Origin of the sequence: Roseitranquillus sediminis (genome assembly GCF_016918935.1) — a bacterium.
Lineage (GTDB): Bacteria > Pseudomonadota > Alphaproteobacteria > Rhodobacterales > Rhodobacteraceae > Roseitranquillus > Roseitranquillus sediminis.
On record NZ_JAFFOB010000015.1, the window covers coordinates 557,979 to 578,226 of the forward strand.

23 protein-coding genes and 1 tRNA gene are annotated in these 20,248 nt (G+C 68.6%); 11 read left to right on the top strand and 13 right to left on the bottom strand.

Annotated features, from left to right (window positions below):
• Window positions 1-95 precede the first annotated feature (95 nt).
• The 3 genes from JM664_RS10865 to JM664_RS10875 all read right to left on the bottom strand — a co-directional run bounded on the left by JM664_RS10865 (window position 96) and on the right by JM664_RS10875 (window position 1,968).
• Window positions 96-428 carry a HesB/IscA family protein gene (locus JM664_RS10865; protein WP_227419918.1) on the bottom strand — a complete coding sequence of 111 codons (333 nt, stop codon included), beginning with the start codon at window positions 426-428 and terminating at the stop codon, window positions 96-98.
• A gap of 58 nt (window positions 429-486) precedes the next feature.
• Window positions 487-1,095 carry a hypothetical protein gene (locus JM664_RS10870; protein ID WP_227419919.1) on the bottom strand — a complete coding sequence of 203 codons (609 nt, stop codon included), beginning with the start codon at window positions 1,093-1,095 and terminating at the stop codon, window positions 487-489.
• A gap of 426 nt (window positions 1,096-1,521) precedes the next feature.
• Entirely contained in the window at window positions 1,522-1,968 is a 447-nt protein-coding gene (locus JM664_RS10875; RefSeq protein WP_227419920.1) for a hypothetical protein, read from the bottom strand.
• A 262-nt stretch (window positions 1,969-2,230) separates the two neighbouring features.
• Here JM664_RS10875 and JM664_RS10880 point away from each other — a divergent pair, with 262 nt between their 5' ends.
• The 8 genes from JM664_RS10880 (at window position 2,231) to JM664_RS10915 (ending at window position 10,164) form a co-directional block, all read left to right on the top strand.
• Window positions 2,231-3,391, top strand: coding sequence for a deoxyguanosinetriphosphate triphosphohydrolase (locus tag JM664_RS10880; protein ID WP_227419921.1), 1,161 nt, complete (start codon window positions 2,231-2,233; stop codon window positions 3,389-3,391).
• 52 nt (window positions 3,392-3,443) lie between these two features.
• Window positions 3,444-5,168, top strand: a complete 1,725-nt coding sequence (gene argS / locus JM664_RS10885) for an arginine--tRNA ligase (protein WP_227419922.1) — start codon at window positions 3,444-3,446, stop codon at window positions 5,166-5,168.
• Between the two features lie 71 nt (window positions 5,169-5,239).
• Window positions 5,240-6,043, top strand: coding sequence for an SPOR domain-containing protein (locus JM664_RS10890; RefSeq protein ID WP_227419923.1), 804 nt, complete (start codon window positions 5,240-5,242; stop codon window positions 6,041-6,043).
• A gap of 2 nt (window positions 6,044-6,045) precedes the next feature.
• On the top strand, window positions 6,046-7,002 hold the full coding sequence (locus JM664_RS10895) for a glycoside hydrolase family 3 N-terminal domain-containing protein (RefSeq protein WP_227419924.1): 957 nt from the start codon (window positions 6,046-6,048) through the stop codon (window positions 7,000-7,002).
• A gap of 50 nt (window positions 7,003-7,052) precedes the next feature.
• The gene (locus tag JM664_RS10900; protein WP_227419973.1) at window positions 7,053-7,793 is read left to right on the top strand and encodes a segregation and condensation protein A; all 741 of its coding nucleotides are present in this window, start codon (window positions 7,053-7,055) and stop codon (window positions 7,791-7,793) included.
• Between the two features lie 46 nt (window positions 7,794-7,839).
• On the top strand, window positions 7,840-8,430 hold the full coding sequence (gene scpB / locus JM664_RS10905; RefSeq protein WP_227419974.1) for an SMC-Scp complex subunit ScpB: 591 nt from the start codon (window positions 7,840-7,842) through the stop codon (window positions 8,428-8,430).
• Between the two features lie 115 nt (window positions 8,431-8,545).
• On the top strand, window positions 8,546-9,103 hold the full coding sequence (locus JM664_RS10910) for a methanogen output domain 1-containing protein (protein WP_227419925.1): 558 nt from the start codon (window positions 8,546-8,548) through the stop codon (window positions 9,101-9,103).
• Entirely contained in the window at window positions 9,100-10,164 is a 1,065-nt protein-coding gene (locus tag JM664_RS10915; protein ID WP_227419926.1) for a sensor histidine kinase, read from the top strand. Before JM664_RS10910 ends, JM664_RS10915 begins: the two co-directional genes overlap by 4 nt.
• A gap of 11 nt (window positions 10,165-10,175) precedes the next feature.
• On the opposite strand, the gene JM664_RS10920 is transcribed toward JM664_RS10915, so the two are convergent.
• The 8 genes from JM664_RS10920 to JM664_RS10955 all read right to left on the bottom strand — a co-directional run bounded on the left by JM664_RS10920 (window position 10,176) and on the right by JM664_RS10955 (window position 15,559).
• Complete coding sequence (locus tag JM664_RS10920; protein WP_227419927.1) at window positions 10,176-11,249, bottom strand: 2'-deoxycytidine 5'-triphosphate deaminase; 1,074 nt, start codon at window positions 11,247-11,249, stop codon at window positions 10,176-10,178.
• A 28-nt stretch (window positions 11,250-11,277) separates the two neighbouring features.
• Window positions 11,278-11,355 (bottom strand) — tRNA-Pro (locus tag JM664_RS10925).
• A 62-nt stretch (window positions 11,356-11,417) separates the two neighbouring features.
• Window positions 11,418-12,164, bottom strand: a complete 747-nt coding sequence (locus tag JM664_RS10930; RefSeq protein WP_227419928.1) for a MerR family transcriptional regulator — start codon at window positions 12,162-12,164, stop codon at window positions 11,418-11,420.
• An 8-nt stretch (window positions 12,165-12,172) separates the two neighbouring features.
• Window positions 12,173-12,475 (bottom strand): integration host factor subunit alpha, encoded by a 303-nt coding sequence (gene ihfA, locus JM664_RS10935; protein ID WP_227419929.1) that lies wholly within the window; start codon window positions 12,473-12,475, stop codon window positions 12,173-12,175.
• A gap of 73 nt (window positions 12,476-12,548) precedes the next feature.
• On the bottom strand, window positions 12,549-13,520 hold the full coding sequence (locus JM664_RS10940) for a beta-ketoacyl-ACP synthase III (protein WP_227419930.1): 972 nt from the start codon (window positions 13,518-13,520) through the stop codon (window positions 12,549-12,551).
• Window positions 13,517-14,620 carry a phosphate acyltransferase PlsX gene (plsX, locus tag JM664_RS10945; RefSeq protein ID WP_227419931.1) on the bottom strand — a complete coding sequence of 368 codons (1,104 nt, stop codon included), beginning with the start codon at window positions 14,618-14,620 and terminating at the stop codon, window positions 13,517-13,519. Before plsX ends, JM664_RS10940 begins: the two co-directional genes overlap by 4 nt.
• 25 nt (window positions 14,621-14,645) lie before the next feature.
• Window positions 14,646-14,852, bottom strand: coding sequence for a 50S ribosomal protein L32 (gene rpmF, locus JM664_RS10950; protein WP_227419932.1), 207 nt, complete (start codon window positions 14,850-14,852; stop codon window positions 14,646-14,648).
• Between the two features lie 158 nt (window positions 14,853-15,010).
• The gene (locus tag JM664_RS10955; RefSeq protein ID WP_227419933.1) at window positions 15,011-15,559 is read right to left on the bottom strand and encodes a YceD family protein; all 549 of its coding nucleotides are present in this window, start codon (window positions 15,557-15,559) and stop codon (window positions 15,011-15,013) included.
• 78 nt (window positions 15,560-15,637) lie between these two features.
• Between JM664_RS10955 and JM664_RS10960 the strand changes: the two genes are divergently transcribed.
• Entirely contained in the window at window positions 15,638-16,090 is a 453-nt protein-coding gene (locus JM664_RS10960; RefSeq protein ID WP_227419934.1) for an outer membrane protein assembly factor BamE, read from the top strand.
• A 5-nt stretch (window positions 16,091-16,095) separates the two neighbouring features.
• Here the strand turns inward: JM664_RS10960 and msrB are convergent, their stop codons facing one another.
• A complete protein-coding gene (gene msrB, locus JM664_RS10965; protein ID WP_406675782.1) occupies window positions 16,096-16,506 on the bottom strand; it encodes a peptide-methionine (R)-S-oxide reductase MsrB in 411 nt (136 codons plus the stop codon).
• Between the two features lie 69 nt (window positions 16,507-16,575).
• On the opposite strand from msrB, the gene JM664_RS10970 reads away from it, so the two are divergent.
• Together JM664_RS10970 and JM664_RS10975 are read left to right on the top strand one after the other, a co-directional pair.
• Complete coding sequence (locus tag JM664_RS10970) at window positions 16,576-17,340, top strand: GNAT family N-acetyltransferase (protein WP_227419936.1); 765 nt, start codon at window positions 16,576-16,578, stop codon at window positions 17,338-17,340.
• A gap of 31 nt (window positions 17,341-17,371) precedes the next feature.
• On the top strand, window positions 17,372-19,186 hold the full coding sequence (locus JM664_RS10975) for an ABC-F family ATP-binding cassette domain-containing protein (protein ID WP_227419937.1): 1,815 nt from the start codon (window positions 17,372-17,374) through the stop codon (window positions 19,184-19,186).
• Between the two features lie 185 nt (window positions 19,187-19,371).
• Here JM664_RS10975 and cysQ read toward each other — a convergent pair whose 3' ends face one another.
• Complete coding sequence (gene cysQ, locus JM664_RS10980) at window positions 19,372-20,163, bottom strand: 3'(2'),5'-bisphosphate nucleotidase CysQ (protein WP_227419938.1); 792 nt, start codon at window positions 20,161-20,163, stop codon at window positions 19,372-19,374.
• Window positions 20,164-20,248 lie beyond the last annotated feature (85 nt).

Here is a 20,248-nt window from a genome sequence, read left to right on the forward strand (position 1 = left end):
TAGCCGAGAGGGCGGCGTGCCAACAAGCCAGCTGGCGCCTGTGGATTTCGCGCTGTGCCGGGACTGCGCTTCAGCGGCGGAATGCGCCGTGTCGCTCAGATGGAAAAGGACGTGCCGCAGCCGCAGGATGAGCTGGCATTGGGGTTTTCGATAGTGAAGCGGGCCCCGATCAGCTCTTCGGTGAAGTCGATGACCGCGTCGGCGAGAAAGGGTAGCGAGACGTTGTCGACCACCACCTTCTGGCCCGCCTTCTCGAGCACAAGGTCGTCCTCGGCCGGGTCGTCGAGACGGATGTCGTATTGGAAACCCGAGCAGCCGCCGCCTTCGACTGCCACGCGCAGGGCCTTGGCATCACCAGCGGCGTCATTTATCTCGGCCAGGCGCGCGAAGGCGCGGTCCGTGACCTTGGGCGGAAGGTTGAGCTCCATACGATCTCTCCGGTTGGCCTGCGGAATATAGGGATGGCTCCGCCGGGTCGGCAAGCGGTCACTCGATGATCTCGCCCTCGACCGGGAGCTGCGGCCCGATCGGCTCGTCGCGCACCTCGACAGCGGGGGTGGAACTGTCGATCTCGTAGATCGTGTAGACGTAGATCACGTAGACGTAGAAGAACGCGAACGAGACGATCAGGATGAAGAGCCCGGTGACGGAGGAGCGCAGGAACAGCCGCCCCCGCTCGACCGACACCTCGCTTTCGGCCGGGGTGTCGCCCGGTGCGAGGCGCGAGGCGGCCACGATCTGGTAACCGGCCAGCGCCACGCCCGACATCGTCATCAGGACCACCATCCACATGACCACGGTGTCTGCAAAGTGTTGCGTCTGAAAGTTCACGCGACGGATGAGAAAATCGTTCAAGGTGCCCTGAAGCCGGAGCTTTTCGTAACACGCCCGCACCAGCGCCTGCACCTCCTCCACAGTCGCGCTCCCGGAGCCGAACTGCGCAAGGCATGCGTCGATGGTGAAGTTCTCGTAGAGGAAGGCGAACCGCCCGTACCCAACGCCGGAGACGAGGCTGCCGGCGAGGAAGCCTACGAGCAGGAGGAAGACGCCACCGGCGACGAGGGCCGCGACGACGGCGGCCCGCGGCCGGTTCACCTCGTGCGGCCTTCAACCGTGCCGCACCGGCAACGGCGTCCTGGATCCACGGGTTCCTGGTAGCGAAAACGGCAATAGCCGACGTCGGTCTGGCAGGTGACCATGTTTCGCTGGCCAAAGAGGCCGCGCCAACCCGCGTCCCCGCGGCTGTCTCCGTCATCACCGCTACGTGACCGTGTCTCCGGATCATGCGACTGCGTCGAAATCGAGGGGGGCTGCGATGGGTTGGTCTGGTTGCTCCGAGGGGGCGACTGCACCTGCCAGATCGGAACCGGATCCATTCCGCTGCTGACATGCGAGAGTGCAAGGCTGGTGGCCAGCGTGACGGCGAGGAGCATCAGGACGTCTCCGGTCAGGGCCAGGGGCGAAGACCAGTACTATAGCACAAGAGCAACTTCGCCTCAAAAACGGCGTCGATGCGGTATCCTACCGGGTTCTTCCCGACAACTCGCCGCAGCGGCACGCTTCGCCGGGAGCCACTGCGCGGCGATAGCGGAAACGGCAGTAACCTTGGGGCGTCTGGCAGGTAACGACGTGGCGCGGGCCGAAAAGGTTCTGCAGGTTGAAGCCTGCGCCGGGGTTCGCCTGTCGCTGACGCGGGTTGTCCAATGGGGTCGGCTGGGGCGGTATCTTCTGTTCCTTGATGATGAAGTCCGGCCCCTCGTCGGAGTCGTCCGGAGCCATTTCTGACGGCGACGGCGCCTCCTCGCGCCCCAGGTCGGGGCCTCCACCGCCTCCGCGGTCGGGGGGTGCCATTTCCTGCACGGCCGCTCCGTTGCGGTCAGCCCGATCCGCGAATTGCGCCGACGCCTCCGCGCCCGCAATGCAGAGTGACAGCGCGAGCAGCGCCAGCCGCCGGATTTTCCGTTCCATAGTGTGGTCCTCCTGCCAGGCCTCGCCGGTCGGGACGGATGAACCGGGTCGGACTCGATCCGCTTCGGCAGAAATCGCAGGGTGCCGCATGGGCACCTGAAACTCGTTACGGTTCGGAAGACCGGCGAGGCGGCGCGGCGGTCACGCGCGGCCGCGCCCTCGGAGAACCAAGAGTAGCACAGGCGCCGCGCCTCTCCAAGAACGCGGCCTTGGGATGGGCGTCGCCTTGGGGTATCGGAGGCTTGTAAACGGAAGGACAGAGATGCAGGCCCCCTACGCGACCGACCCTGGCAGGAGCCGCGGCCGGCTGATCTCCGAGGCCGACAGCGCGTTCCGCTCCTGTTACGCCCGCGATCGCGACCGGATCATCCATTCGAGCGCGTTCCGCCGGCTCAAGCACAAGACGCAGGTCTTCATCGAGCATGAGGGCGACTACTACCGCACCCGCCTCACGCACACCCTGGAGGTGGCGCAGGTGGCGCGGACGATTGCCGGCGCGCTGGGGCTGAACGAGGAACTGACCGAGGCGGTGGCGCTGGCGCACGACCTCGGCCACCCGCCCTTCGGCCACACGGGTGAGGAGGCGCTGGACCGACTGATGCAGCCCTACGGCGGCTTCGACCACAATGCCCAGGCGATCAGGATCGTCACCGCGCTCGAGCGGCACTACGCGCGCTTCGACGGGCTGAACCTGACTTGGGAGGCGCTGGAGGGCATCGCCAAGCACAATGGTCCGGTGACAGGCGTGCTGCCCTACGCGCTGGCGGAGTATGCCGAGCGCCATGACCTGGAGCTGGATACCTATGCCAGCGCCGAGGCGCAGGTGGCGGCAATCTCGGACGACGTGGCCTACTCGAACCACGACCTGCAGGACGGGCTGCGCGCCGGTCTCTTCGACGAGGCCGATCTCGCGGCGCTGCCCATCCTGGGACCGGCCTTCGCCGAGGTCGACCGGATCTGGCCGGGGCTCGAGCGGCCACGGCGCCAGCACGAGGCGCTGAGGCGGGTGTTCGGCGGCCTTGTCGAGGACGTGCTGGTCACCTCGCGTGCACTCATCGCCAGCCTCGACCCCGACTCGCCCGAGGCGGTGCGGCATGCGGGGCACCCGGTGGTGCGCTTCTCGGGCGGAATGTGGCAGGACCTGCAGGTGATCCGGCGCTTCCTCTTCGAGCGCGTCTACCGCGCTCCCAGCGTCATGCGCACCCGCGCCGAAGTGACGGCGGTGGTGGAGGCGCTGTTCCCGCTTTACCTGGAGCGGCCCGACCTGCTGCCTGCGCCGTGGCTCGCGGACCTGCCGGCGCGGCCCGACAGCACCGTGCTCGCCCGGATGGTCGCCGACTACATCGCCGGGATGACCGACCGCTTCGCCCTGCAGGAACATGCGCGCCTGCTGGCCGATGCCGCGAAAACGGCGCGACATTGACGCCGAAGGCCCGCATGGTAGACGGCGGCGCAAACAGGACGGGATTGGCGAGATGAACCTCTTTTCCGACATCCGCCACGTCGTGGTCGAGACGCTCGACGCGATGGTCGCCGAGGGCGCTCTGCCGAACGGACTGGACTACGGGCCGGTCTCGGTAGAGCCGCCGCGGGATCCGGCGCATGGCGACATGGCGACGAATGCGGCGATGGTGCTGTCGAAGGCCGCGGGCGAGGCGCCGCGCGCCATCGCGGAGAAACTGGCCGAACGTTTGTCGCAGGAGTCGCGCATCGCCTCTACCGAGGTTGCGGGACCGGGTTTCCTGAACCTGCGGCTCGTCCCCGGCGTCTGGGCCGACGTCGTGACCGAGGCGCTCGACGCGGGGCGTTCCTTCGGCCACTCGGGCTTCGGCGCCGGCCTCAAGGTCAACGTCGAGTTCATCTCGGCCAATCCAACGGGGCCGCTGCATGTGGGCCACGTGCGGGGGGCGGTCTTCGGCGATGCGCTTGCCTCGTTGCTGACGTTCTCGGGCTACAACGTCACGCGCGAGTACTACATCAATGATGGCGGCGCCCAGGTCGACACGCTCGCGCGGTCGGTCTACCTGCGCTATCTGGAGGCGCACGGGCGCGAAGTGGCCTTCGAGGAGGGCACCTATCCCGGCAATTACCTCGTGCCCGTGGGCGAGGCGCTGCGCGAGAGGGTGGGCGACCGTTACGTTGACCAGCCCGAGGAGGTCTGGCTCGACGAGGTCCGCACCTTCGCCACCGACGCGATGATGGAGATGATCCGCGAGGATCTGTCGGCGCTAGGCGTGCGGATGGACGTCTTCTTTTCGGAGAAGTCGCTTTACGGCACCGGCAAGATCGAGGCGGCGCTGAAGCTGCTGGAGTCCAGGGGCCTGATCTACGAAGGCACGCTCGACCCGCCGAAGGGCAAGGCGCTCGACGACTGGGAGCCGCGGGAGCAGACGCTGTTCCGCTCCACCTCGCACGGCGACGACGTTGACCGGCCCGTGCGCAAGTCGGACGGCAGCTGGACCTACTTCGCTCCCGACATCGCCTATCACCACGACAAGATAGAGCGCGGCTTCGAGGAGCTGATCGACATCTTCGGCGCCGACCACGCCGGCTACGTCAAGCGGATGCGGGCCGCCGTCTCGGCCCTCTCCGACGGCGCGGTGCCGCTGGACGTCAAGCTGACGCAGCTCGTTCGCCTCTTCCAGAACGGCGAGCCCTACCGGATGTCCAAGCGGGCCGGCAACTTCGTGACCCTGCGCGAGGTGGTCGACGAGGTCGGACCTGACGTCACCCGGTTTCACATGCTGACGCGCAAGAACGACGCGCCGCTCGATTTCGACTTCGCCCACGTGACGGAGCAGTCGAAGGACAACCCGGTCTTCTACGTGCAGTACGCACACGCCCGCGTCCGCTCTCTCTGGCGCAAGGCCGAGGCGGCGGGGATCATGTCGACCGACGTGCCGCTGCTGGAGGACGAGGCGGAGTTTGCGGTGGCGAAGAAGATCGCCGAATGGCCGCGCCTCGTGGAGATTGCCGCGCGCACGCACGAGCCCCACCGGATCGCGTTCTACCTCTATGACCTGGCCAGCGACTTCCATGCGTTGTGGAACCGGGGCAACGACCGGCCCGAACTGCGCTTCATACATGAGGACGACGAGGCACGGTCCAGCGGAAAGATGGCGCTGGCGCGGGCAGTCGCCGTTGTTATTTCGGCGGGTCTTGATATTCTCGGGGTCACTCCAGCCGAAGAGATGCGCTGATCTAAAAAGGGCGCCGGCGGCGGAGCATCACGAGGCGCGCCGGAGCAGGCGCTGAGGCAGTTGAGGTCAAGATGACCGATGGCACTTTCGATGGTCGCGGGAGGCACGGCACCGCCGTGCGCGCGTTGGCGAACTGGTGTGGCGCAGGCCTTTCGCTCGCGCTGGTTGCAGGGCTCGCCTTTTGGGGCTGGCAGCTTCTGATCAGGGACGTCACCGGCGTGCCGGTCGTGCGGGCGATCCAGGGGCCGATGCGGATCGCGCCCGAGACTCCGGGTGGGCAGCAGGCCGAGCACCAGGGGCTGACCGTCAACCGCATCGCTGAAAAGGCGGCGGACGAGGAGCCGGTGGAACAGGTCCGGCTGGCACCGGCGGCGGCAGAGCTCCTGCCGGACGACATGCCCGTCGCCACGACACTGGCGGATCTGGAACCCGACATGGCGGAGGTGCCGGTGACGCGGCAGGCTGCGCGACCCGCGGCGTCGCTGAACGCGACCGACCGGGCAGTGGCCGAAGCGCTGGGTCTCGACCCGGCGTCCTTCGTCACGCTCGCCTCGGCGACGGGTGAGGAAGAGCGTCCCGAGCCGCGCCCGGCCGGTGCGATGATCGCCTTATCCACGACCGCCGCTGGCGACGAGGTCGTGCAGCTCGGCGCCTTCGACACCGAGGAGGTCGCGCGGCGGGAGTGGGACCGGCTCTCGGAGCGCTTCCCGGACGTGCTGGAACGACACCACGGCGTGGTCGAGCGGGTGGATCGCGGGGGCAAGACCTTCTGGCGCCTGCGCGCAGCGGGTTTCTACGACCTCGCCGAGGCGCGACGGGTGTGCGCGGCGTTGAACGCGGGCCAGGCGGACTGCATACCGGTGGTTCGGCGCTGAGGATGCGGGACCGGACCGCCGCCATCTTCGGCTGCGCCGGTCCGCGGCTGACGACGGACGAGGTCGCTTTCTTCGGCGAGGTGCGTCCCTGGGGCTTCATCCTCTTCGACCGAAACCTGCGCCAGGCGGAGCAGGTACGCGGCCTCTGCGCCGACCTCCGCGACGCGGCCGGCGCCGACGTGCCGATCCTGATCGACCAGGAGGGGGGGCGGGTGGCGCGACTGAGGCCGCCGCTCGGCCGCGACTGGCCGCCGCCCTTCGACCACGCCGAGGCGGCGGGCGCAGATGCCGCCAAAGCCATACGCGCGCGGTATCGTGACATTGCGACGGAACTGCGGGCGCTCGGCATCGACGTCAACTGCGTTCCCTGCGCCGACGTGGCGCGCCCCGATACCCACCCGTTCCTGCGCAACCGCTGCTTCGGCGAAGACCCCGCACGGGTCGCGCGGCTCGCGCGTGCCGCGGCGGACGGAACGCTGGAGGGTGGGGTGTTGCCTGTCATCAAGCACATCCCCGGCCACGGCGCTGGGCGCGTCGACAGCCACGAGGCGCTGCCGACGGTGGAGGCGGATCTGGAGACGCTGCGCGCTGTCGACTTCGTGCCGTTCGTCGCGCTGGCCGACCAGCTCATGGCGATGACTGCGCATGTCGTCTATCCGGCGATCGATGCGGAGCGGCCGGCCACCACGTCTCCCGCGGCGATCGAGGTCATCCGGCGCGAGATCGGGTTCGGCGGCCTGCTGATGACGGACGACATCTCGATGGGCGCGCTCGGCGGCGCGATGAGCGACCGGGTCAGGGACTCGCTCGACGCGGGGTGCGACATGATCCTGCACTGCAACGGCAACAGCGACGAGATGATGGAGGTTGCGGAAGCCGCCGGCACGCTGCGCGGCGCGGCGGCAAAGCGTGCCGAGCGGGTGATGGCGCACCGGGCCGGCGCGCCGGTCGGGGAATGAGAGTGCCTTCGCGTGAGGAGGCCGCACCGGTCGTCGATATCGCCGCCCGCATGGCGGCCGAGGCTCTCATCGTCGACGTGGACGGGTTCGAGGGCCCGCTCGACCTGCTGCTCATGCTGTCGCGGACCCAGAAGGTGGACCTGCGCCGCATCTCGATCCTGCGGCTGGCCGAGCAGTACCTCGCCTTCGTCGAGGAGGCGCGCTCGCTCAGGCTGGAGCTGGCGGCTGACTACCTCGTGATGGCGGCGTGGCTCGCCTTCCTCAAGTCGCGCCTGCTCCTGCCGCCCGACCCGGCCGACGAGGGGCCGTCGGGTGAGGATCTGGCGGCGCACCTCGCGTTCCAGCTCGAGCGGCTGCAGGCGATGCGGGACGCCGCCGCCCGCCTGATGGCGCGCGACCGGCTGGGCCGCGACCGCTTTGCGCGCGGCCTTCCCGAGGACGTGACGCGGGTGCGCGAGGTCCGCTACGACGCCACGCTCCTGGACCTGATGCAGGCCTACGCGCGCCTGCGGACGCGCGACGACTTTCGCCCCTATGCCATGGACCGCCGCGACGTGATGTCGATGGAGCAGGCGCTGGAGAGGCTGCGCGGCCTGATCCGCTTCGCCGGCGACTGGGTGGAGCTTGCGACATGGCTGCCGGACGGCTGGCGCGGCGACCCGGCCCGCCGTCGCAGCGCCGCAGCCGCGCACTTCGCTGCGACGCTGGAACTGGCGAAGGAGGGGCGGCTGGAGATCCGGCAGGACGAGACCTTCGCGCCGATCCGGGTGAGGCGGCGTGGCGACGTCTGAAGAACGGTCGCTCTTCGAGGCGCCGCCGCCCGACGAGCAGGAGCGCATGGTGGAGGCGATCCTCTTCGCCAGCGCGGAGCCCGTGAGCGTAGCCGAGTTTCATGCCCGCATGCCTCATGGAAGCGAGGCGCTGCCTGCGCTCGAGGCACTGCGCAGGCGCTACGAGGGGCGGGGGGTCGAGGTCGTCCGCGTGGGCGACGCCTGGGCCATCCGCACGGCGCCCGACCTGGGCTTCCTCATGCGGCGGGAGACGGTGGAGACCCGCAAGCTGAGTCGCGCCGCCACCGAGACGCTGGCAATCGTCGCCTATCACCAACCTGTGACGCGCGCCGAGATCGAGGAGATCCGCGGCGTCAGCGTCAGCCGCGGCACTCTCGATCAATTGATGGAAATGGGCTGGGTCCGGCTCGGTCGTCGGCGCGAGACACCGGGGCGGCCCGTCACCTTCGCGACGACCGAGGGTTTCCTCGACCACTTCGGCCTTTCGTCACCGCGAGACCTGCCGGGGCTGAAGGAACTTCGCGCGGCGGGCCTGCTGGAGAGTCGCCCCTCACCTGGCGACGACGCGGGAGGCGAGACGCCGGGGCAGGCGGAGATGTTCGACAGGTCGATCGGTGACACCGCGCCGGACGCTTAAACTGGTTTGCTAACATGAGCGTTGACCGGCGGCATGTATTGTGACGGAGTAAGGCGTGTCTCAGCGCGAGCGGACACGTTTCCTCCCCGTCGCCTGCTGCAGTCCGGACGTTGACATGACCGATACTCGACCCGCGGCCGCCGAACTCCCGCTAGAGGGCGACATCTTCATGCGGCGTCTCCTGCGCGAGCTGTCCGGACTGCTCGAGGACGTCGTCGGGACGGAAAGCGCCGAAGGCTACATCAGCGGCGTCGGGTCGATCATGGGGCGCTGGATCGGCGAGCAGTACCGCGGCGCCATCGACCTTGAGTGCGCCGATGCGCGGTTGCTGGCCGAGGTGCTCGTCGACCTGAAGCGGCGCATCGGCGGGGAGTTCCACATCATCGCCGTGAGCGAGGATCGCATCGTGCTCGGCAACGCCCGTTGCCCCTTCGGCGACATGGTGCAGGACCGGCCGTCGCTGTGCATGATGACATCCAACGTCTTCGGGCGCATCGTCGCAGACAGTCTCGGCTATGCACGCGTGGAACTGCAGGAAACGATAGCCGCCGGGCACGGCCGTTGCCGTGTCGTCGTGCACCTCGAGCCGCGCAGGGAATCCGCGCCCGGAGAGATGGAATATTTCTCGACGCGATCCGCAGCCGATGCCCGCGAGCCGGAGCCTGCGGAATGAAGGCGGACGTCCTGTCGCAGGTCTTCGACAGCCTGCCGTCTCCCATGATGATCGTGCGCCTGGACGGCGGGATCGAGCGCCTTAACGCCGCGGCTGCCTCGCTGCTGGACCTCGGCCTGGACGCGCATCTGCCGAACCTGCTGGAACTCTGCCGCAGTCTGGACCGCGGCGCGACGAACGTGCTCGAGCGCTGCGCCGGCTCGGCCGGGTGGCAGCCTCTGTCTGTCGAGCTGACGCGGGGCGGCCACGCGGGCCTGAGAGTCGCGATGACCGGCCGCGGCTTGGTTGATGCGGAAAATCGCACCCTCCGGGTTCTCCTGCTGGCCGACCGCTCCGACAATGTGCATTTCGAGGAGCATCGCCGCCTGATCCGGCTGTTGAACAGCGAACTCGCGGAGCAGCAGAGGTTGCGCGAGCAGCTCGACGAGGCTCTCAATCGAGAGCGGCAGCTCCACGAGGAGCTCGTGCACCGGATGAAGAACAATCTCAGCATGCTGAGCGTCATCATCCGGTCGCGCAAGGCGGCGTCCCGCGATCCGAACGTGAACCAGGCGCTGAGCGACATCGAGGGGCGGATCAGGTCGATCGCGCTTGTGCACGAGATGCTGGACGGGACGCGCGGCCTGGAGGTCGTCGAAGCGTCGGACCTCCTGGGCAAGCTCTGCGCGACCATGCGCGACTCGGTCGCGCCGCCCAACGTCGAGGTGACGTGGGACCTAGAACCGTCGCGTCTTCACATCACCGATGCGACGCCGCTCTGCCTCCTCGTGAATGAGCTGGTGACGAACGCAATGAAGCATGGCTTCCCCCAGGGCGGGCCGGGGCGCGTCACGATCGGCCTGCGACGCCTGTGTGGAGCGCTGGAACTACGAGTGACGGACGACGGCGCCGGCATGACGTCCGACGCGGGCCAAGGGACGGGAAGCCGAATCGTCGAGGCGCTGGCCATGCAGATGGATGCGGAGCTGAGCCGGGAGACCGGCCCTGGCGTGCACTGGCGCCTTCTTTTCAAACCCGCCGACCCGGATGGCGGCCGCCGGAGCGTGGGCGACGCCGCCTGACATCCGCCGGTTCAGGCACGGAAGTGCTTGGAGAGCTTGAGGCCCTGGCCCTGGTAATTCGAGGCCAGAGGCGCGCCGTAGAGGCGATCCGGCTCCGCGACCATCCTCTCGTAGACAAGCCGCCCGACGACCTGGCCATGCTCGAGAACGAACGGCGCCTCGTGGCAGCGCACCTCGAGCACGCCGCGCGAGCCTGCACCCCCGGCCTCGGCCCAGCCAAAGCCGGGGTCGAAGAAGCCAGCATAGTGGACGCGGAACTCGCCCACCATGGCGAGGTACGGCGCCATCTCCGCGGCATGATCGGGGGGGATCGTCACGGCCTCGCGACTGACGAGGATGTAGAACGCACCGGGATCGAGGATGATGCGACCGTCCCGAGCGTGCACCTCTTCCCAGAAGTCGGACGGCGCATAGTGGTTGAGTCGATCGAGGGCTATGAGGCCGGTGTGCGGTTTAGCGCGCCAGCCCACCATGCTGCCGTCCGCCGGGCGCAGGTCGACCGAGAAGCCAAGACCGTCGGAGATCATCGCCTCGCCATTCACCAGCGGCGCACGCGCGTGCAGATGCCGGAGCGTGTCGTCGTCGAGTGCGGAGCGGCCGCGCCGGAACCGCACCTGGTTGAGCCGCTGGCCCGCCCGCGCGAGCACCGAAAACGAGCGGGGGCAGATCTCGGCGTAGAGCGGTCCGCGATAGGCGCGCGGGATCCGGTCGAACTCGGTCCCGCCGTCGGTGATCGCCCGGGTCAGAAGGTCGAGCCGACCGGTAGAAGACTTGGCGTTGGCCACGGCCGAGACGTCATCCGGCAGCGCGAGGCGCTCGGCCATCTCGACCAGATAGACGCAGCCCTTCTCCAGTACGGCACCGTCCCCGAGGTCGATCTCGTGCATGGCGAGGCCGCCCAGCCGATGGGCGACGGTATGGCCCTCTCCCGGAAGGAAAGAGGCGCGGATGCGCCACGCACGCCGGCCCAACCTCAGATCAAGGGAGGCGGGCTGAAGCTGGTTTGGCTCCACCTCGCCGATGATCGCGCCGCCCGCGACCAGGTCGCGGATCATGCGATCCGGCAGGACCCCAGCAGCGCTCATTCAGCCGTGCCGAGGTGAAGTGTCGGAATGGTCGGGCTAGCAGGATTCGAACCTGCGACCTTCCGTCCCCCAGACGGACGCGCTAACCAGGCTGCGCCATAGCCCGACACGGCGCCTTCATAGCTGATCGGCCGATGGGGGCAAGGGGGTGGCGGCACTGTCGCTGGATCAGTTCTGGCGGGCGGGGGAGGCGAGGCGATTGCGAAGCGCCTGCAGCCTCCGCCACGCCTCTCGTGCGGCAGCCGGGTCAAGCTCGCCCGCCCGCTGCACCAGCGAAGCAACCACCGTCTGCGTCTGGTCGTCTGCCTCGGCCGCCGGCGGGGCGGCGGGTTCATCGGCGATCTCTGGTGCGTGTGCCTCTTCGGCCGGCGCAGGTTTGGAGTGGCCGGCGAACGGCAGGTGCACGACACGCGCCGCCTCGCCCAGACGGAGCGGGGCGTCGGCTGCGCTCGGGCGGTCGGCGGTAGCAGGTACCCCTGCCGGAAGGGTTGGAGCCGCTTCAGGCCGCTCGTCAGGCGCAGCCTCCTCCTGCGGTGGCGCGGGCTGTTCCGCTCCGTCATTGTCGATCGGTACCGTGTCCTGTGCCTCCTGCGGCTCGGGCCGAGCGGAGACCTGCGGCGCCGCTCCGGCCATCTCTGCCGTCGCTGCCTCGGCGAGTGAAGCGACATGGCCGACGCCACGTTCGCGCAGCACCTTCTGGACGCCGCGGATCGTCAGCCCGTCATCGTGGAGGAGCCTCTTGATTCCGCCAAGCAGGGCCACGTCCGCCGGTCGGTAGTAGCGTCGTCCACCGGCGCGCTTGATCGGGCGGACCTGACTGAACTTGGTCTCCCAGAAGCGCAGCACATGCGCCTGCAGGTCCAGCGCTTCGGCGACCTCGCTGATGGTACGGAATGCGTCAGGCGATTTTGCCACCGGCGCCCTCAGCGCTTGTTGCCCGAGGCAACACGGTCCTTCATCAGGTGCGACGGGCGAAAGGTCAGCACGCGGCGGGGGTGGATCGGCACCTCCTCGCCCGTTTTCGGATTGCGTCCCATGCGCGCCGACTTTTCGCGCACGCTGAACGTCCCGAAGGACGATATCTTGACGCTCTCCCCCCTGACGAGTGCATCGGACATGTGCTTGAGGACGCTTTCGACGAGTTGCGCGGATTCGTTGCGGGACAGGCCGACCTCACGAAACACCGCCTCGCTCAGGTCCATCCGGGTGAGCGTCTTGTCGGACATGCTGATCCCCCCTGTGACCGCCCAAGGATAGGCGGGAGTTTTTACCTGTCAAACAATAACTTGCATCGCAGCGTCACCAGCGGATGACAACCGAGCCCCAGGCAAGGCCGCCGCCAATGGCCTCGACCACGACAAGGTCCCCCTGCTTGATCCGCCCCGAGGCGCAGCCGACGGAGAGGGCCAGCGGGATCGAAGCGGCGGACGTGTTGCCGTGATCCTGGACCGTGACGATCACGCGCTCCATCGAGACGCCCATCCGCGCCGCCGTCGCCTTGATGATCCTGAGGTTCGCCTGGTGCGGCACGATCCAATCGACATCCGCGCCGACCTTGCCGATCCTCGCCAGCGACGTCTCGGCCGTGCGGGACAGCTTGTCGACCGCGTGGCGGAAAACCTCCTTGCCCTGCATCCGCAGGAAACCGGAGGACTGGGTGGAGACGCCGCCGTCGACATAGAGGATGTCGCGCAGCGTCCCGTCCGACTGCAGGTCCGAGGAGAGGAGGCCGCGATCCTCGGCGGTGCCTTCGCCCACGGCCGCCTCAAGAACGACGGCGCCCGCGCCGTCGCCGAAGAGGACGCAAGTTGTCCGGTCGGTCCAGTCCATGATGCGGCTAAAGGTTTCGGCGCCGATAACCAGGACCCGCTGCGCCTGTCCGGAGAGGATGAGGGCGTTGGCGCTCACGAGGGCATAGACGAAGCCCGCGCACACCGCCTGCACGTCGAAGGCGAAGCCGCGCGTCATGCCGAGCCGCGCCTGGACCATCGTCGCCGCCGACGGGAAGATCAGGTCCGCGGTCGATGTCGCGAGGATGATCGCGTCGAGGTCGTTGGGAGCAAGCCCTGCGTTGCCGAGCGCCTCAAGGGCGGCCGCGAGGGCGAGGTCGGACGTGCTCTCGCCCTCTGCCGCGAAATGTCGCCGCTCGATGCCGGTGCGTGCGCGAATCCACTCGTCAGACGTGTCGAGGCTCGCCTCGAACTCGACGTTCGGTACGACCCGCTCGGGCAGATAGTGCCCGACACTCCGCACCACGGCGCGTGTCGTCATGCGGGCGACCCGTCCCTTGCAGCCTCCGGTGGTTCACCTTGGTCGATGAGTCCAGCGGACGCAACCCGCGCCGCCAGCTTCTCATTGAAGCCCGACCGGGCAAGGGTGAAGGCCAGCTTGATCGCCGCCGCGACGCCGGTCTCGTCCGCGCTGCCGTGCGACTTGACGATGGTTCCGTTGAGCCCGAGGAACACGCCGCCGTTGACGCGCCGCGGGTCGATCCGCCTCTGCAAGCGCTTCAGCGACGTGAGCGCGAGCAGTGCGGCGACACGGCTGAGGGGCGTGAACTCGAAGGCCTCGCGCAGCAGGTCGCCGATCAGCTTGGCCGTGCCTTCGCCGGTCTTGAGGGCGACGTTGCCGGTGAAGCCGTCCGTCACGATGACGTCCACGCGCGAGGAGGGGATGTCGCCGCCTTCGACGAAACCGACGAACTCGATCCCGGCGCTTTCGGCATGCGATTCGATCAGGTCGTGGGCCTCGCGCAGCTCGGCCCGGCCCTTGTGCTCCTCGGTGCCGACGTTGAGCAGGCCAATCCGCGGCCGCTGCAGGCCTAGTCCGTTGCGGGCGTAGGAGGCGCCCATCAATGCGTACTGGAAGAGGTCGCGGGCATCGGCACGGATGTCGGCGCCGACGTCGAGCATGACGTTGAAGCCGCCGGTGTTACGCGAGGGCCACAGGCAGGCGATAGCTGGGCGGTCGACCCCTGGCAGCTTGCGAAGGCGAACCATGCTGAGCGCCATCAGCGCGCCGGTGTTGCCGCAGCTTACCGTTGCGGCCGCTTCGCCGTCTCGCACCGCCTCGATCGCGGACCACATCGAGGTGCCCTTGCCGTGCCGCATCACGTGGCTCGGCTTGGCTTCCATGCTGACGACGTCCGCCGCGTCGCGCACCTCGCAGAGGTGTGCGATATTGCGTCGCGCGATCAGGTGCTCAAGCTCGTCACGCGGCCCGTGGACGAGGAACCGGATCTCGGGGTTCTTCTGAGCCGACGCGGCGATGCCGGCGACCACGGCCGCCGGCCCCCTGTCGCCACCCATCGCATCGACCGAGATGACCACCGGTTTAGGTGACTGCTCGGATCTCTCGCTGGACGGCGCCATGCGGCGGGGGCAATGACGCTGGCGCTCAGGCCGCGTCTTCGTCCAGATCGATCTCGTCGGTCCGGGCGACCACCTCGCGGTCGGCATAGTGACCGCAGGCGCCGCAGACGTGGTGCGGCCGCTTCAGCTCGCCGCAATTGGGGCATTCGGCCGGATTCGCCGCCACGAGCGCGTCGTGGGCCCGGCGCATGTTGCGGCGGGACTTGGTTACCTTGTTCTGCGGGACGGCCATGTCCTTAACCTCGATATGCTGAAGGGCTGCGCCCCTTGGTCCGACGGCGGGCCGGCGCTCCGACGGAGCCCGGTGCGAACGAGGGCGGGAACATACTGCGATTCTGTCTCGGTGCAAGCCCCTTCTGCCAATCGGCATTCTCTCACGTCGGCCCCGCCTCAGCCGTCGTCTTCGCGATCGCCCATGAGCTTGCCGAGACCGGCGAAGGGCCGCGTATCCTCGTCTCTCATCGGCTTCACGCCCGGAGCGGCAAACGCTGTCTCGTCGGCTTCTACTCCCTCTGCACGGGGCCATTGCGGCAGCGCCAGCAACAGCGCTTCTGCCATCACGGCGCCAAGGTCGAGCGTCGCGGGCAGCGGCTCGACCGTCTCGTCCGGCATCTCGACCTCCCCCTCCTCCGGTGCCTCCGGGAGCGCGGCGAGGTAGCGTCGCTCGATGCTTTCGTCGAGACGCGAGGTCACCGGCGCCAGCGTCACGCTGCATGGCTGCACCACGGTCGCACCGAGTTCAGCGAAGAGGTACCAGTCGCGGCGCCCGTGCGGCTCCAGCCGGCCGGCGAACCTCAGCTTGCGGATCTTGGGGATGTCCAATCGCTCGGCCAGTGCCGCCCGCGTCTCTGCGTCCGGCACGAGCTCGAAGGTTTCGAGCGCTCGAGAAGTATCGCCGAGGCGGACGACGTGACTCCAGGGTTCCACGGGCTGAGGCATCTTGCGCTCCGTTCTTGAAGAGAGGCGGTCGCTTATGTAAGCGATTGGCCGGACGAGGGCTGTGAGGATGAGACCAGGATGGGACTGATCGCAAGGGCCGGGCGTCTGGCGGTCGTCCTGTCGTTCGCGGTCGCCGCGGCCTGCACGACGATCTACCGCAATCACGGGTACGTGCCGCCGGACGAGGATCTGGCGCTTGTGGACGTGGGCGACAGTCGCGCGGAGGTCCAGGAGGCAGTCGGGCCGCCGACCGCGACCGGAGTCCTGACCGAAGAAGGTTGGTACTACGTCAAGAGCCGTTACCGTGAGTACGGCTGGCAGGAGCCGGTCGAGGTCGACCGCGAGGTCGTCGCGATTTCCTTCGCCGGCGACCGCGTGACCAATGTCGAGCGTTTCGGGCTCGAGGAAGGCCGCGTCGTGCCGATCTCGCGCCGCGTGACCGACCGCAATACAACCGGCGTCGGTTTCCTGCAGCAGCTCTTTGGCAACCTCGGCAACTTCAATCCCGCCGACTTCTTCAACGAAAACTAGGCGGCTCAGGCTTCGCGAGCCTCCTCCGTCTCCGGCTCGAAGTTCAGCGCCACGCCGTTGATGCAGTAGCGTAGCCCCGTCGGCTGCGGACCGTCGGGGAAGACGTGCCCCAGATGCGCCTCGCAGCGGTCGCAGTGCACCTCGGTGCGGCGCATGAAGAAGCTGCGATCCTCCTTCTCGCCGACCGGCGCGCCCTCCGCCGGCTGCCAGAACGACGGCCAGCCCGTACCCGAGTCGAACTTGTGCTCCTGGTCGAAGAGCGGTGCGCCGCAGCAGACACAGGTGAAGGTGCCGGGTTCCTTGGGGAAGCTGTCGTGGGTGAAGGCCCGCTCGGTCCCGTGCTTGCGGGTCACCTTGTAGGCCAGGGGATCCAGCTGCTCGCGCCATTCGGCGTCCGACTTCACGACTTTGTCCACGCGCTTGTCCTCGCTTCTTCTGTCCAGCCGCGCCATGATGGCGGGCACGCACACGATCTAGGAACGGTATTGAGACATCCAAGGCGGGAGGGGCCCGAACCAGGGCTCACGGTGCGGCTGTCGGATGGGCCCGCCGACGTGCGGCGGGCGCAGCGGCTTAGGCACGTCGCCTTCATCGACGCCGTCGGAAACGCGTCGCGGCCGGACCGTCTGGACCGGGACCCGCTCGACGCGCTCTGCCGCCACATGCTGGTCGAGTCCCGGCGTGGCAGGCTGCTCTGCACCTGTCGCCTGCTACCGCTCCGCGACGGGCGCGAGATCGACCGGAGCCATGCCGCGCGCCACTATGACCTCAGCGCCCTTGCGCACTACGACCGTCCGATGATCGAGGTGGCGCGGTTCTGCGTCCGGCCGGGTCTGCGCAACGCAGACGTGCTGCGCGTCGCCTGGAACTTTCTCGCCCGCTATGTCGAGGAGCAAGATGCGGCAATGCTTTTCGGCTGCTCCTCGTTCCGCGGCGCCGACCCGGAGCGGCACGTGGGGGCGTTGGCGCTTCTCCGCGACCGGCACCAGGGGCCGGCATGTTGGACGCCGGGCGCGAAGGCGCCGCAGGTGCAGCGCTTCGCCGACCTGCCCCCCTCGAAGCCCGATCCACGGCGGACGGCGGGCGCGGTGCCACCGTTGCTCCGCGCCTACCTCGCCTTCGGCGGCTGGGTCGGCGACCACGCAGTGATCGACCGGGACCTCGACACCCTCCACGTCTTCACTGCCGTCGAGGTCCGCGCGGTTCCGGAACGTCGCGCCCGCTTCCTGCGCCGCGAGGCGGGCGGTTGACGGCTCTCGCGGCCGCGTCTAGCTGCGCCGCATGGCGCGCGCACCCCTCCTGCAACTCTCCGGCATAGGCCTTGGCTTCGGCGGATCGCCTCTGTTCTCGGACCTTGACCTCGTGCTCCACCGCGGTGACCGCGTGGCGCTGGTCGGACGCAACGGCTCGGGCAAGTCGACGCTGCTCAAGGTCATGGCTGGGCTCGTGCAGCCGGACGAGGGCGCACGCATCCTGCCGCCCGAGGTCTCCGTCGGCTACATGGAGCAGGACCCGGGCATGCGCGGCTGCGAGACGCTCGGCGATTATGCCGCCCAGCCGCTCGATCCGGCCGAGGCTTGGCGGGTCGAGATGGCAGCCGAGGGGCTGGCGTTCGATCCCGACAGGCCGGTGGCGCAGGCTTCGGGCGGTGAGCGACGACGCGCGGCGCTGGTGCGGCTCTTCGCCGAGGCGCCCGAGGTGATGCTGCTCGACGAGCCGACCAACCACCTCGACATCCTCGCGATCCGCTGGCTCGAGGCGCGGCTGGAGCAGACCCGCTCGGCCTTCGTCCTTATCTCCCACGACCGCGCCGTGCTGCGCCGACTGACGCGCGCCACGCTCTGGATCGACCGCGGTCAGGTGCGCCGGCAGGAGCAGGGCTTCGACGCGTTCGAGGCCTGGCGCGACAAGACCTGGGCCGAGGAGGACGAGGCGCGCCACAAGCTCGACCGCAAGATCAAGGCGGAGGGACGGTGGGCAGTCGAGGGGATCTCAGCCCGACGCAAGCGCAACCAGGGGCGGCTCAGGGCGCTGGCCGACCTGCGCGCCGAACGCGCGGCGATGGTGCGGCGGCAGGGCGCGGCCGACCTCGCGCTCGATTCGGGGCCGAAGACCGGCAAGCGCGTGGTCGAGGCGCGCGGCATCGCCAAGAGCTACGACGGAAGTCAGGTGCTGCGCCCGTTCTCGATCCGCATCGCGCGCGGCGACCGGGTGGCCTTCGTCGGCCCGAACGGGGCGGGAAAGACGACGCTCCTGAAGCTGCTCACCGGAGAGCTGCCGCCGGACGAGGGCGAGGTGCTGCCCGGCACCAACATCGAGATGGCGGTCTTCGACCAGAACCGCGCGCAACTCGACCCGGAGATGAGCCTCTGGGACAGCCTCACCGGCGACCCGCAGATGCGCGTCTCGGGTCGCGCCGATCAGGTGATGGTACGGGGCGAGCCGCGGCATGTGGTAGGCTATTTGAAGGACTTCCTCTTCGACGAGGCGCAGGCGCGCGCGCCGGTCCGCTCGCTTTCGGGCGGCGAAAAGGCGCGTCTTTTGCTCGCGCGGATCATGGCGCGGCCGTCGAACCTCCTGGTGCTCGACGAGCCCACGAACGACCTCGACATCGAGACGCTGGACCTCCTGCAGGAGGTGCTGGGCGACTACGAGGGCACCGTGCTGCTGGTCAGCCACGACCGCGACTTCATCGACCGCATCGCCACCGCGACGGTCGTCCTCCACGGCGACGCCCGCGCCACCACCTATGCCGGCGGCTGGTCCGATGCCGAAGGGCAGGGGGCGTCGTTCGCCGAACCGTCGGCGGCGCAAACCGTCGCTCCCAAGTCCGCCGGTGCGCCGAGGCAAGTATCGGAGTCGTTTCCCGTCGGGTTGTCCTTTACCGAGCGCCATCGCCTCGAAGAGCTGCCGAACGAGATCGCCCGGCTCGAGGTGGAGATCGCGCGACTCGAGGCGTACCTGTCCGATCCGGCGCTCTTCACCGAGGCGCCCCTTCGGTTTCGTAAGGCGACCGAGGCGCTCGCCGAGCGGCAGAGCGCCCTCGGTGCGGCTGAGGAGGAATGGCTGAGTCTGGCGGAAAAGGCCGAGGCTTGAAGCGGCGCACCTGACTGCGCAATTCGGAAGCGGGCGGTTCGGAACATCTTGCCGGCGCGGGAGACGCTCTGAACTAGATGTCTGCAGGAGCCGGATCTCGGGTGGGCCAGAGCTCGTCGAGGCCGCCTCGAACAGGTCCGCACGTCACGCTTGTGGCTGGTCGAGCCGCGCTTGACGGTCGGCGCCTACCGCAGATCCACGCCGCCGGCACAGGCCACGAAGAATGGATTGGCGAAACCTGCCTTGCCGTACCGCAACGGCTGGCCATCGTCGAGGCGGAGGACCCGGCCACCGGCAGCTCGCAGGATCGCGTCGCCGGCCGCCGTGTCCCATTCCATCGTCCGGCCAAGGCGTGGATAGAGATCGGCCTCGCCGGCTGAGACGAGGCAGAACTTCAGCGACGACCCTGCGCTGACTGTCTCGGCGACGTCGTAGCGCGCGATGTAATCGTCCGTCGCCTGATCGCGGTGAGACTTTGACGCCACGACTCGCAGCGCCGCCTGGTCCGGCTCAGCCACGCGCAGGGCACGTCGTGCACCGACGGCGCCACGTGCGGGATCCCCCGTCTCCTCGACCGCCGTCCCGTCCGCTTCCGTCATGAAGAGGCGCCCGCGGGCGGGTGCGTAGACAATGCCGCGGAGGGGCATGCCGTCCTCGACATAGGCGATGTTGACGGTGAAGTCGCCGCGGCGCCGGACAAACTCCTTGGTTCCGTCGAGCGGATCGACAATCAGGAAGGTCCTGACGTCCTGGTCGTGGCTCGCCGCCTGCTCCTCCGTCACCAGCGGCACATCGGGGAACTCTTCGCGCAGGCCGGCGGAGATGAGGGCGTCGGCGGCGAGATCCGCACGGGTCACGGGACTGTCGTCGGCCTTGGCAGCGGTTTCGAGGTCACCGGACCTGTAGACATCCATTATCGCCGCGCCGGCCTCGAGCGCGAGGCGGCGCATGACTCGGGCGAGGTGCGCGTGGTCCATCGAGGCCCTCATGCCCTGACGAGGCCGAGCTGCTCGAGCTTGAGCAGGACCTGATGGGCGCAGTAGTCGACCTCCTGGCCCTCGG